Annotated in this window: 12 protein-coding genes; 7 read left to right on the top strand and 5 right to left on the bottom strand. The window is 65.8% G+C overall.

Annotation, left to right across the window (positions count from 1 at the left end; genetic code table 11):
- Nucleotides 1-18: 18 nt before the first annotated feature.
- The 3 genes from AB4Z44_RS22450 to AB4Z44_RS22460 all read right to left on the bottom strand — a co-directional run bounded on the left by AB4Z44_RS22450 (nt 19) and on the right by AB4Z44_RS22460 (nt 3,795).
- The gene (locus AB4Z44_RS22450) at nt 19-618 is read right to left on the bottom strand and encodes a GGDEF domain-containing protein (RefSeq protein ID WP_404714309.1); all 600 of its coding nucleotides are present in this window, start codon (nt 616-618) and stop codon (nt 19-21) included.
- Nucleotides 618-3,041 (bottom strand): two-component regulator propeller domain-containing protein, encoded by a 2,424-nt coding sequence (locus AB4Z44_RS22455; protein WP_404711872.1) that lies wholly within the window; start codon nt 3,039-3,041, stop codon nt 618-620. Before AB4Z44_RS22455 ends, AB4Z44_RS22450 begins: the two co-directional genes overlap by 1 nt.
- Before the next feature lie 163 nt (nt 3,042-3,204).
- On the bottom strand, nt 3,205-3,795 hold the full coding sequence (locus AB4Z44_RS22460; RefSeq protein WP_404711873.1) for a cysteine hydrolase family protein: 591 nt from the start codon (nt 3,793-3,795) through the stop codon (nt 3,205-3,207).
- Between the two features lie 81 nt (nt 3,796-3,876).
- On the opposite strand from AB4Z44_RS22460, the gene AB4Z44_RS22465 reads away from it, so the two are divergent.
- A complete protein-coding gene (locus AB4Z44_RS22465; RefSeq protein ID WP_404711874.1) occupies nt 3,877-4,596 on the top strand; it encodes an NUDIX hydrolase in 720 nt (239 codons plus the stop codon).
- Between the two features lie 15 nt (nt 4,597-4,611).
- Nucleotides 4,612-5,916 (top strand): nicotinate phosphoribosyltransferase, encoded by a 1,305-nt coding sequence (pncB, locus tag AB4Z44_RS22470; protein ID WP_404711875.1) that lies wholly within the window; start codon nt 4,612-4,614, stop codon nt 5,914-5,916.
- A gap of 25 nt (nt 5,917-5,941) precedes the next feature.
- On the opposite strand, the gene AB4Z44_RS22475 is transcribed toward pncB, so the two are convergent.
- Nucleotides 5,942-6,832, bottom strand: coding sequence for an SDR family oxidoreductase (locus AB4Z44_RS22475; protein ID WP_404711876.1), 891 nt, complete (start codon nt 6,830-6,832; stop codon nt 5,942-5,944).
- A gap of 155 nt (nt 6,833-6,987) precedes the next feature.
- On the opposite strand from AB4Z44_RS22475, the gene AB4Z44_RS22480 reads away from it, so the two are divergent.
- The 5 genes from AB4Z44_RS22480 (at nt 6,988) to AB4Z44_RS22500 (ending at nt 12,107) form a co-directional block, all read left to right on the top strand.
- Nucleotides 6,988-7,770 (top strand): helix-turn-helix transcriptional regulator, encoded by a 783-nt coding sequence (locus AB4Z44_RS22480; protein ID WP_404714310.1) that lies wholly within the window; start codon nt 6,988-6,990, stop codon nt 7,768-7,770.
- 123 nt (nt 7,771-7,893) lie between these two features.
- Nucleotides 7,894-8,886: an aldo/keto reductase gene (locus tag AB4Z44_RS22485; RefSeq protein ID WP_404711877.1), complete on the top strand. Its 993-nt coding sequence runs from the start codon at nt 7,894-7,896 to the stop codon at nt 8,884-8,886.
- 194 nt (nt 8,887-9,080) lie between these two features.
- Nucleotides 9,081-10,409, top strand: coding sequence for a DUF5690 family protein (locus tag AB4Z44_RS22490; protein ID WP_404711878.1), 1,329 nt, complete (start codon nt 9,081-9,083; stop codon nt 10,407-10,409).
- Nucleotide 10,410: 1 nt separating this feature from the next.
- A complete protein-coding gene (locus tag AB4Z44_RS22495) occupies nt 10,411-11,562 on the top strand; it encodes a TauD/TfdA family dioxygenase (protein WP_404711879.1) in 1,152 nt (383 codons plus the stop codon).
- The gene (locus tag AB4Z44_RS22500) at nt 11,559-12,107 is read left to right on the top strand and encodes an HD domain-containing protein (protein ID WP_404711880.1); all 549 of its coding nucleotides are present in this window, start codon (nt 11,559-11,561) and stop codon (nt 12,105-12,107) included. Before AB4Z44_RS22495 ends, AB4Z44_RS22500 begins: the two co-directional genes overlap by 4 nt.
- Nucleotides 12,108-12,165: 58 nt before the next feature.
- On the opposite strand, the gene AB4Z44_RS22505 is transcribed toward AB4Z44_RS22500, so the two are convergent.
- Nucleotides 12,166-12,606: a cupin domain-containing protein gene (locus AB4Z44_RS22505; protein WP_404711881.1), complete on the bottom strand. Its 441-nt coding sequence runs from the start codon at nt 12,604-12,606 to the stop codon at nt 12,166-12,168.
- Nucleotides 12,607-12,641 lie beyond the last annotated feature (35 nt).

A 12,641-nucleotide genomic window follows, 5' to 3' on the forward strand; every position in this document is an offset into this window, starting at 1 on the left:
TGTTTGGCCGCCGACCGGTCAAGCCTCAGCCAACTCGATCCGGTTCCGGCCACGTTCCTTGGCCAAGTAAAGCGCGGCATCGGCGCGCGCATAGAGACTGTCGAAATCCTCCTGCGCCGCCAATTCGGCAACGCCGAAGCTCGCGGTCACCCCGATCGTCCCGGCATCCGTGTCGACGCGGCCGGCGGCGATGGCGGCGCGCAGGCGTTCGGCGAGCAATTCGGCACCGGCGATATCGGTATGCGGCATGGCGATCGCGAACTCTTCGCCGCCCAGCCGGCCCACCAGATCACTCACGCGCACGAGGCCGGAGAGGATCTTGCCCGTCATCGCGAGCGCGGCGTCCCCGGCCGGATGACCCCACGTGTCGTTGACGCGCTTGAACTCGTCGAGATCCAGAACGATCAGGCTGCACGGCACGGCGACACGGTGGGCGAGCGCGATGAACTCGCGCGCCCCCTCCACGAAATGCTGGCGGCTGGCGAGTCCGGTCAGCGTATCGGTGCGGGTCAGCATCATCAGCCGCTCGTTGGCTGCCTGCAAGTCCGCGGTGCGGTCGGCAATCTGTTGTTCGAGTTCGCTTTGCCGGCGCTGAAGATGGCGCGTGCGCCAGCGCATCAGCGCCAAGCCCCCCAGAGCAGGATCGCCGCCACCGCGATGCGGACCCAGTCGCGCTGATGCCAGGCCGGTTGAACGCGTATCGGAATGGATAGACCGCGCTCGGTCCAGACCCCGTCGCGGTTGCTGCCGCGCAGGCGCAGCACATAATCGCCGGGGGGCAAATTGGTGTAGGAGGCGAGGCGGCGGCTCGGATCGGTCTCGGTCCAGTCGCGATCGAAGCCGTCGAGTTTATAGGCGTAGCGATTATGATCGGGCGCCGTGAAATCGAGTGCCGCGAATTCGACCGCGAGGCTATTGGTGTCGTGGGTCAGGAGGATGGGTGCCATATCGCCGCCGGCATTGACCGGGCCGATCGGCCGGACGACGCCGCCGACGCGCAGATCGGTCACGACGATAGGAGCCTTGAAGCTCCAACGCGGCAGTACGCCCGGACGCACGATCGTGAGCCCACCCTTGGCGCCGAACAGGGCTTCCCCGGCGGCATCGGTCCCGCGCGATCCGACGAAATAGTCACGCAACAGCGATCCGTCCGAGGGCGCGATCGATCGGATTGCGAAATTCGCCGGATCTATCATCGCCAGCCCGTCATCGGTGGCGGCCCAGATCGTGCCCGCGCCGTCCATCGCCAGACTGTCGACATTGCTGTGCGGCAAACCTTCGGCCTGCCCGAAGCGGCGAAAGATCGGCCGGCCATCGGCCGAGCGGCCGGTGGCAAGCGCCAGCCCGCCGCCGAACGTGGCGACCCACAGCCGACCCTTGCGATCGATCAGCATTCCGGAGACGAAGCGTCCGCCCAGCGCTTTGCGGTCGGCGGGATCGGCCATGATCTTATCGATCGATCCGCTCGCCAGATCGACCCGGTTGAGGCCGTTGCGGGTGCCGACCCACAGATCACGGCCTGTGCCGCGAACGATCGCGGTGATGTTCGAATTGGAGAGTTTGGCGGGATCGACCTGCTCGAGCGCGATCGTTCCGCGGCCATGCACTGTCCCACGCCATAGCCCTTCGCGCTCGCCCCCGATCCAGAGCCGCCCGCCGTCCAGCAGCAGCGCGTTGATCGCCATGTGCGGATCGGCCCCGCCGAGCAGGATCGGGCGAGCCGATCGCCCCGCGCCGTCGCTGGCGAAGAGCCCACGGCGCGTGCCGATATAGACGGTTCCATCCGCGCCCTCGACCATCGCGAACACCGGCTCGCGCGGCAGTCCATTTCGGCCCGGGCGGAGTGCGGCAACCCGGCCACGCACGGGATCGATTATGTCGACCCCGCCGTCGACATATCCCAGCCAGAGGCGGCCATCGCGGGTCGACAATATCGACAAGACATCGGCGCCGATCAGGCTGTCGGGGCGGTCGAGCGCACCGAATACGGTCGAGATCAGGCCCCCGGGGGCGGGGAGGTGACAGCCGAGCCCGCCAGTACCGCCGACCCAGATCGATCCAGCGTTGTCGGTGAGCAAGGCCCACACATCGTCGTGCGCCAGGCTGTTGGGCAGCGTGCGGTCGTGGCGAATCTCCCGCGTCTCGCCGGTGCGGGTATCGATCGCGACGATCCCGGAACTGCGAAGGCCCGCCCAGATCTCATGGCTGCCGGCAAGCGTCAGCGCGGAGATCGAATGGGGGGCAATAGCGATGGTGCCGCCGATCGGCCGCGGCGCGGCGTCGGGCGAATCGATTGCGAACAAGCCGTTCTGTGTCGTGCCGATCCAGATGCGGCCGTTCGGCTCTTCGAGCAGTGCCGATATGCCTGCGGTCATGCCGGCGATCGGCACGGCGATAAACGCGGTCGTTCCTGCCGCGCGGCGTAGGAGGCCGGTCGCGGTGCCGGCCCAGAGCGTACCGCGATGATCGCGCAGCAGCGACAGCACCGCGCCCCCCGCATTCGGGATCGCGCTGACAGTCCGTGCGGCCGGATCGAGATGCCGCAGCCCGTCGTCGGTGCCGATCCACAGACCGCCATTGCCGTCGTCGACGATCGCGCCGACATGGATATGCCCGGCCGCGAGACCGAGGGGCACTGCGACGAACCGGTCGCGCACGCCGTCGTAATAAGCAAGATGGCCGGCGGTCGTGCCGATCCACAGCCGTCCGGCCGGATCGACATGGAGCGTCTGGACCCAATCGTCAGGCAGGCTGCCGGCGACCGATGGATTGGCGCGCCATGTCTGGAAACGATAGCCGTCCCAACGCGCAAGCCCGCCCTGCGTCCCGATCCACAGGAAGCCCAGGCGATCCTGTGCGAGTGCAGTTGGCACTGGATGTGGCAGGCCCTGGTCGCGTCCGTAATTGTGGAACGCGGTTGCTGCGAGATCGCCCCAGCGTCCGGCGGCCTGCGCAGGAGCGAACGCCAGGAGGGCGAACACAAGCGCGAAGCAACGGAATAGGCCGAGCGACCCAGCGCGAAACTGGAACGCCTGCTTCATTCCGTTGCCAGCCGTGAAGGCCTTACGTTTGGCAGATATCAAAGGCGGGGCCGACACGATTTCTGATGCTACCCGCAAATCGTAATGATTCCGTACCAATCGAGCATGCGCAGGAAAGCGCAGGATAATCCAAAGGAAAATGCCGCGGGGCCGGAGGTCGGGATCAGGCGATGTGCACGTCGGCCTGCGCAAAATCGTCGCACTTGACCTGCTCGATCGTCCGATCGATGCCCCGGGTCAGCCCGGCCGGCACGGTCACGCTGAAGCCGCGCGATACGAGTCCGTCGATCGCCCAGCGCACGCAATAATCGGCCGCAACCCCGATCACGATCACTGCCTCGACCCGCCGCGCTTTCAGCGCTTCGAAGAACGTGTCGCGCCGTACCGCGTCCGAACGAGGCGAGCGGGCATTCTTCAGTGTCAGGGCGGGCTCGGCCCACATGTCGAACACGGCTTTCTCGATCCGCCAGGCAGGGATGGCCGGATCGAGCAAAGCGGGATCGAGCATGTTGGACCAGCCGGCCGTGCCGCGGACGCAATGGATCGGAAAAGCCGCGGCCTCGGGCGACGTCGCATAGACGTCGGGATCGTGCGTATCGAAGGTGAAGAGTACGCCCTCGGTTTCGGCCGGATTCAGCTTCGCCAGCCAGGCCTCCATCGGCTCGATCAAAGCGTCGGCGCCGGTTACGCTAAGAGCGCCGTCGGGCGCCATGAAGTCCCTTTGGGTATCCACCACGATTACGAAGCGGCGCATCTTCACTCTCCGGCCTCAGCCTTTGACATATACATATTTAGGATATAAGTAAATCGCAACTTACGTATAAGGTGGGATGTCGTGACGGAAGCCGACTTTCTTCAGGGCTATGATGCCGGTGCCTTCGATCGCCCCTCGGTAACGGTCGATCTGGTGTTGATCGGCCTGTGGGGCAAACGGCTGGGGGTCTTGCTGGGGCAGCGGACTCAGCATCCGCATGCCGGGCGCTGGGCGTTGCCAGGCGGCTTCGTCGGCATCGATGAAGCGCTCGATACCGCCGCGTTGCGCGTGCTGCGCGAGAAAGTCGGGATCGCCAATGCCCATCTCGAGCAGCTCTATACGTTCGGCGCGGTCGATCGCGACCCGCGCAGCCGGATCATAACCGTCGCCTATCTCGCGCTGATGAACCCGGCGGCCTTTGCCGATGCCCGCACGCACGCGCCGATGCTGGCGCCGGCTTTGATCGATATGCCCCGCCCGGCGCCGTTTGCCGGCCCGGTCCGCACCCTCACCATGGCCGGCGAAAATCTGCCGCTGGCGTTCGACCATCGCGATATCGTCGCTGCGGCGATGCAGCGGCTGCGCGGCAAGCTCGATTATTCGGATGTCGGCTTCGCCCTGCTGCCCGATCTTTTCACGCTGCGTCAGTTGCAGGATGTTCACGAGGCGATCCTCGGCGAGACGGTGAACAAATCGGCCTTCCGCCGGCGCATGCTCGACAAAGGGTGGGTGGTGCCGACTGGCACTTACGAGACCGATACCTCGTATCGCCCCGCCGAACTGTACCGTGTCCAACGATAGATCCGGAAGCCCGTCATGGCCGTCACCGATATCGCCACCCGCACCTACGACCATAATTTCCGGCTCGATCCGATCGTGCGCAGCCTGCTCGACACCGATTTCTACAAATTGCTCATGCTGCAGATGATCCGGCACGTGCATCCGGATGTCCGCGCCACTTTCTCGCTGATCAACCGCACGCGCACGGTGCGGCTGGCCGACATCATCGACGAAGGCGAATTGCGCGCGCAGCTCGATCATGCCCGCACGGTGCGTTTCACCAAGAAGGAGCTGATCTGGCTCGCCGGCAACAGCTTCTACGGCAAGGCGCAGATGTTCAGCCCGGATTTCATCGCCTGGCTCGCCGATTTCCGCCTGCCCGATTATGATCTGCGCAAGGCCGATGGGCAGTATGAACTGCATTTCGACGGGCCCTGGACCCACACGACGATGTGGGAGATCCCCGCGCTCGCGATCATCAACGAGCTCAAATCGCGCGCGGCGATGCGCGACAAGGGCAAGTTCGCGCTCGATATTCTCTACGCCCGCGCCAAGGCGAAGCTGTGGCAAAAGGTCGAGCGGTTGCGCGACCTGCCCGATCTGCGTCTGTCCGATTTCGGCACGCGCCGTCGCCACGGCTTTCTGTGGCAGCGCTGGTGCGTCGAGGCGCTGAAGGAGGGGCTTGGCCAGCGCTTCATCGGCACGTCGAACGTGCTGCTGGCGATGGACGCCGATCTGGAGGCGATCGGCACCAATGCGCACGAACTGCCGATGGTCGCGGCGGCTTTGGCCGAGGATGATGCCGCTCTCGCACAGGCGCCATACCGCGTGCTGGAGGAATGGCAGCAGCATTATAACGGCAATCTGTTGATCGCTCTGCCCGACGCATTCGGCACCACATCTTTCCTGGCCGGCGCGCCGGCTTGGCTCGCCGACTGGACCGGCTTCCGCCCCGACAGCGCCCCGCCGATCGAGGCGGGCGAGCAGATCATCCGATGGTGGCAGGAACAGGGCCGCGATCTGCGCACCAAGTTGCTGATCTTCTCGGATGGCATGGATATCGACACGATCGAGCAGACCTACCGCCATTTCGACGGCCGGGTGCGGCTGAGCTTCGGCTGGGGCACCAACCTCACCAACGATTTCCGCGGCTGCGATCCCGATGGTGCCGCGGCGCTCGAGCCGATCTCGCTCGTCTGTAAGGTCACGAGCGCGAATGGCCGCCCGGCGGTGAAGCTATCCGACAATCCTACCAAGGCGACGGGCGAGCCGGCGGAGATCGAACGCTATCTGCGCGTGTTCGGTGAGGTTGGGCGCGAGGCGCAACCGGTGCTCGTTTAGGTCCTCCCCGGCGCGGGGAGGATAATTACGCGCCGTAATCCATTGCCTTCAAATCCGCGATCAGGCTCGGTCCGGTCGGCTCCCAGCCGAGCTGCGTGCGGGTCCAGGCGCTGGAGGCCGGCATATCCAGCGCAGCGAACATCGCCATCCAGCCGAAATGCTGCGGCACCTCTTCCGGCGACAGCGAGACGACGGGCAGGCGCAATCCCTCACCCAGCACCTCGGCGATCGCGCGCGCCGTGATGCCTTCCTCGGCCACCGCATGGTAGCGCGCGCCGGCTTCGCCCTTGTCGAGCGCCAGCACGTAGAGCTTGGCCACGTCCAGCACCGGCGCCGCCGGCCAGCGATTGAGGCCCTCGCCGACATATGCCACGCGGCCTTTCTCCCGCGAGATCGCGACGACCGGTGTGATCAGCCCCTGCCTGACCGTGTCGTGCACCTGCGGAAGTCGCACGACGCGGACGTCGATGCCCGCCTCCGATAACGCCTCGCCGGTCAGTTCGGACAATATCCGCGGATTGGGATGGCCCTTGTTGAACACATCTTCGCGTGCCGGCTCGCCGTGACCCGGATCGCCCAACCCGGTACCCGAGGTTATCAGGATCGGCCGGTCGGAGCCCTTGAGCACCGACCCCAGCGCTTCGATCACCCGCTTATCCTTCTCGCAATTGGCGACGAAGTTCGAAAAGTTATGATCGAAGGCGGTGTGAATTACCGCATCCGCCTGCTCGGCACCGGCACGGATACTGTCGAGATCCTCCAACGTGGCGAGATGCGCCTCGGCACCCACTTTACGGAGCGCCTCCGCGCCTGCCTCCGAACGGGTCATGCCCAGCACCTGATGCCCGGCAGCCAGCAATTCGGGCGCGATGCGGGATCCGATGAAACCGGTCGCACCGGTGAGAAATACGCGCATGGAAGCTCTCCGATATTGTCCGGAGCGGCATGTCGGTCTAGCTTGCTTCCTGTTAAAGTAGTGACATTATCATGGTATAAACCTCAACAGGATCGGCTGTGCCTCACGAAAGCAGCAATCGCCTCGGTGCCTTCCTGCGCGATCGCCGCACGCGGATGGATCCGGCCACGTTCGGCTTCGCCGCCGGGCGCCGCCGCACCCCCGGCCTGCGCCGCGAAGAGGTGGCGCTGCGCGCCAATATCAGCCCGACCTGGTATACCTGGCTCGAGCAGGGGCGGGGAGGGGCGCCCTCGACCGACGTGCTCAACCGCATCGCCGCCGGACTGATGCTGACCGAGGCTGAGCGCGAACATATGTTCGTCCTCGCGCTCGGCCACCCGCCCGAGCCGCGTTACCGGGATAGCGAGGGCATCTCGCCGCGGCTTCAGCGCGTGATCGATGCGATGCCGGCCAGCCCGACGATCATCAAGACCGCGACATGGGACGTGGTCGCGTGGAACCGCGCAGCGGCGGCGGTGCTGACCGATTATGCGCAGCTTCCGCGCGAGCAGCGCAACATCCTGCGGCTGATCTTCTCCCATCCGCGGGTCCGCACGGTGCAGGAGGACTGGATGAAAGTCGCGCGCTTCGTCGTGGGCGCCTTCCGCGCCGATGCGATGCGGGCCGGCGCGGGCGCGGAGATCGCCGATCTGGTCGAGGAATTGTCCCGCACCAGCCCGGAATTCGCGATGCTCTGGCGCGAGAACGATATCGCCGCGCATGGCGAGGGGGTGAAGCGCATCCACCATCCCGAGATCGGCCTGCTCGAACTGGAATTCTCGACCTTCTCGGTCGAGGGGCGGCCCGATCTGGGGATGATCGTCTATAATCCCGCCACGAGCGAGGCCGCCGAGCGGATCGCGTCGCTCATGGCCTTGCGGGAACAGCAGGGCGTTTGACAGGATCGGGCAAGAGTTCGATCGAATCGGGCTGCGGCGCCGATCGGTTCGAACCCATCTAAAGCGGTGGGAACACAAGCTTCGCCGCCGGGCGGGCGACCAATATTCTGGAGGCTATCCCGCATGAAATACCGCAATTTGGGCCCCGACCTGACGGTCTCCGCGATCGGCATCGGCTGCATGCCTATGATCCGCAACGGCAACATCAATTATGGCATCGCCGACGACGATGTCTCGACGCGAACGATCCATGAGGCGATCGATCTCGGCATCACCTTCTTCGACACCGCGGAAATGTACGGCCCGTTCCGCAACGAGGAGCTGGTCGGCGCCGCGATCAAGGGCAAGCGCGAAGGCCTCGTCATCGCCACCAAGTTCGCGATGCGCTGGGATGGCGACACGCCGGTTGGGACCGACGGCAGCCCCGAAAATGCCCGGCGCGCGTGCGAGGGGTCGCTGAAGCGGCTCGGCATCGACACGATCGACCTGTTCTACCAGCATCGCGTCGATCCGAACGTGCCGATCGAGGAGACCGTCGGCGGCATGGCCGAGCTGGTGAAGGAGGGGAAGGTCCGCTTCCTCGGCCTGTCCGAGGCCGCCGCCGATACCGTCCGTCGCGCCGCCAAGGTCCATCCGATCGCGGCGTTGCAGAGCGAATATTCGATCTGGGAGCGCGATGTGGAGGGCGATATCCTTGCCGCCTGCCGCGAGAACGGGATCGGCTTCGTGCCCTACAGCCCGCTCGGCCGTGGTTTTCTGACCGGCACGATCCGCAGTCTCGACGAATTGCCCGCCGACGATTGGCGCCGCAACGATCCGCGCTATTCGCCCGAGAACATGCCGAAGAACCTCGCCATCGTCGATGCGATCGGCGCGGTCGCCGCGCGCCACGGCGTCTCGAACGCGCAGATCGCGCTCGCCTGGCTCCTCGCGCAGGGCGAGGACATCGTGCCGATCCCCGGCGTGAAGCGCAGCGAGACGATGCGTGACAGCGCGGGCGCGCCCGACGTGACGCTAAGCGAGGAGGATCTCGCCGCGATCGAGGCGGCGGCGCCGGCGGGGAGCACGGCGGGACCGCGTTACGCGGCGGCCGGGATGGCGCGGGTCAAGCTGTGATGACCGTGGTTCGATAACCACCGTCATCCCTGCGCAGGCGGGGATCCATGGCTCTCATCATGTTTGATGGCATCTGCAAGGCGAGAGACATGGGCCCCTGCCTACGCAGGGGCGACGATAGGTAAGACGCGAGACCGTCACATTGCGGCGCTAGCTGTCATAGCTTCAGCCATCGTTCGGGGCGGAGCATCAAGGTGGACGGTCGCTTTCAGCGCGCTCTGGCCCGGGCCCATCCGGCGGCCTTTGCGACCATTGCCGGCACCGCCGGCTTCTCCGCCTATTTCGCGATGTACGCGTTCCGCAAACCGTTCACCGCCGCGACGTTCGATGGTGTGCCTGGGTGGCATCTCGCACTCGATTACAAGATCGCGCTGATCGTAGCCCAGGTCGCGGGCTACGCGCTGTCGAAGATGATCGGGGTGAAGTTCGTGTCGGAGATCGCGCCGCAGCGGCGCGCCGCCGCGATCCTCGGACTGATCGGCCTGTCGTGGCTCGCGCTCGTCGCCTTCGCTTTGATCCCCGCGCCGTGGAATGTCGCGACGCTGTTCGTCAACGGCGTGCCGCTCGGGATGATCTGGGGGTTGGTCTACGGCTATATGGAGGGCCGCCGGATCACCGAGGTGCTTGCCTCGATGCTGTGCGCGAGTTTCATTCTTTCCTCCGGCGTGGTCAAATCGGCAGGCTCCTGGCTGATGCAGGACGGGCATGTCGATCGGATGTGGATGCCTGCCGCCACCGGGCTGTCGTTCGCGCCGATGCTGCTGCTGTCGGTGTGGGTGCTGAGCGTATTGCCCCCGCCGAGTGCGCGCGACGAGGCCGAACGCGTGCGCCGCGCACCGATGACGAGCGCGGAGCGGCGCAGCTTCCTGCGCGCTTACGCGCCTGGCCTGATCGCGATCATCTTCGCTTATGTGCTGCTCACCGCCTTCCGCGATTTCCGCGACAATTTCGCCGCCGAGATCTGGACGGCGCTCGGTTATGGCGGGGAGGCGGGGATCTTCTCGGCGAGCGAGCTGCCGGTGGCGGTGATCGCCTTGGTCGGGATGGCGATGGTGATCGCGGTACGTGACAATCGCCGCGCCTTGCTGGTGATCCATGCGATGGTGGCGGCGGGCTTCGTCCTGCTCGGCCTCGCCACGCTCGCGTTCCAGCTTCACCTGATCTCGCCGCTGGTGTGGATGATCCTCGGCGGATCGGGGCTATACATCGCCTATAACCCGATCAATGCGATCCTGTTCGATCGGCTGGTGGCGGCAAGCGGGCGGATCGCGAATGCCGGCTTCCTGATCTACGTCGCGGATTCGTTCGGCTATATGGGGAGCGTGATGCTGCTGCTCTGGCGCAATTTCGGACAGGCCTCGTTGAACTGGCTCCAGTTCTTCACGCGTGGTGCGTATGCCACCAGCATCGCCGGCACCGCCGCGACGATCGTGGCGGCGCTCTATTTCTATCGTCGTGCGGGCGATCCCGACCGGCACCATGCGGCGCCGGCGATCGCGATTCCGCTCGCGAATGCGGCCTGACATGCTCGATCTCGCCGAACCGAAGACGCGCCTGCTCGACGATGGCGCCGCGATCGAGATCTGCCTCGACGGCCAGACGCGTCGCTTCCACGCTTTGTGGCTGCGCGACAATGCGCTGGATGCCGCGACGCGCAGCCCCGGCAATGGCCAGCGCCTGATCACCTTGCTCGATATCCCGCCCGAAACGCGAATCGTGGACGCCGCCTGGTCGGGCGACCAGCTCGGCCTCCGCTTCGCACCCGAGGGCAAGACGATTCTCTTCGCGGCCGATTGGCTGGCGGCACACGCTTATGACCGGCCGGCCCCGGTCGAGGCGGGCTGGACCGGCCCCGGGATTACGCGCTGGGATGCCGGTCTGTCCGCTCACAGCCCCGTCGCGGCCTATGAGCAGGTCCGCGACGACGCTGCCGCGCGGCTGGATTGGCTCAAGGCAGTCCAGCGCTACGGCTTTGCCCGGCTCACCGGCCTGCCGACCACGAACGGCGTGCCCACTATCGTCGCCGCTCTGTTCGGCTATGTGCGCGAGACCAATTATGGCCGCATCTTCGACGTGCGGGTCGAGGCCAATCCGAGCAATCTCGCTTACACCAATCTCGGGCTGCAGGCGCATACCGACAATCCCTATCGTGATCCCGCGCCGGGGCTCCAGATCCTCGCCTGCCTGCGCAACGAGGTGGAAGGCGGGGAGTCGATCGTGATCGACGGGTTCGAGGTGGCGCGCCGTCTGCAGGCGGAATCGCCGCGCGGTTTCGCGCTTCTCGCCGGCCACAATGCGCGCTTTGAATATGCCGGTACGCCGGGGGTGCGGCTACGATCGAAGAAGCCGCTGATCGAACTCGGCCCCGATGGCGAATTGCTGGCGGTGCGATTCAACAATCGCTCGGCCGCGCCCTTCACCGATATCGGCTATGACGATATGGCGGACTTTTACCGCGCCTATCGCCGCATGGCCGAGCTGATCGAGGATCCCGCGCTGGCGGTACGCTTCAAGATCGAGCCGGGCGAGGCGTTCATCGTCGACAATCTGCGCGTGCTGCATGCGCGGCGGGCGATCACCAGCGGCGGTCACCGCCATCTGCAGGGCTGCTACGCCGATCGCGACGGGCTGCTGTCGAGCATAGCCGCGCTCGAACAGGCGAATGCCGCCGCATGACCGATATCATCGCCACGATCGCCGACATCATCGAACGGCGCGGGGCCGAGGCCTATCTCGGCGAGGCGGTGACGATGGCCGAGCATATGCTGCAGACCGCGACGCTCGCGCGCGCGGCCGGCGCATCCGATGCGCTGGTGGCCGCGGCCCTACTTCACGACATCGGCCATTTCACCAGCGAGTTCGGCACCTACACGCCCGATGATGAGGTCGATCGCTATCATGACGAAGCGGGAGCGGCAGTGCTGGCCGGGCATTTCCCGCCGCTCGTCGTCGAGAGCGTGCGGATGCATGTCGCGGCCAAGCGCTATCTTTGCGCGATCGAGCCCGAATATTACGACGCGCTTTCGGCCGCATCGAAGCATAGCCTGCGCCTGCAGGGCGGCCCGATGTCGACCGATGAGATGGCGCGTTTCCGGGAGTTGCCCTTCCATGCGGAGGCGGTGATGGTCCGCCGCTGGGACGATGGCGGCAAGGTGGCCGATATGCCGACCATGACCTTCGCCGAATGCCGCCCGCTGCTGGAGCGGGTTCTCGCGTCGTAGCCGTTTATTCCGTCATTCCCGCGCAGGCGGGGATGACGGGTTTGTGGCCATGGCTCGTTTAATTGCCAGCCGCGCCCGGTATCAACGTCGTGCCCGTAGGCCCGCGTCCGGTTTCCTCGACCAGCACGTCGCCATCCTTCGCCAGGCTATAATGCGGCGTCCCCGCGCGGATCAGGATCGCGCTCCCCGCCGGCACCGCCTGCGCCTTCGTCGGATCGAGCCGGTCGGGACCCGACCCGACATAGAGCGTGCCCTTGAGCACCGTCACGATCCGATCGTCAGGATGGCTGTGCGTCGGCGATCTCTTGCCATGATCGATCCGGACGAACAGGCTGTAAAGTGCGCCCGGTGTGGCGGGCGACCCGATCGTCGCCGCCGGAATGCCGAGCGCGCTGTTGGCGTCGTATTTGAGCCCGGCCGGGTCGATGATCTCGACCTGTGCCCCCGCCGCGCTCGTCAGCTCGCACAGCGCCAGACCCGTCAGGATCGCCTTCCGCATTGCTGCACCCTCCCCATTACCAGGCCACCTCTATA

This window comes from Sphingomonas sp. MMS24-J13 (assembly GCF_044905095.1).
Taxonomy (GTDB): Bacteria; Pseudomonadota; Alphaproteobacteria; order Sphingomonadales; family Sphingomonadaceae; genus Sphingomonas_I.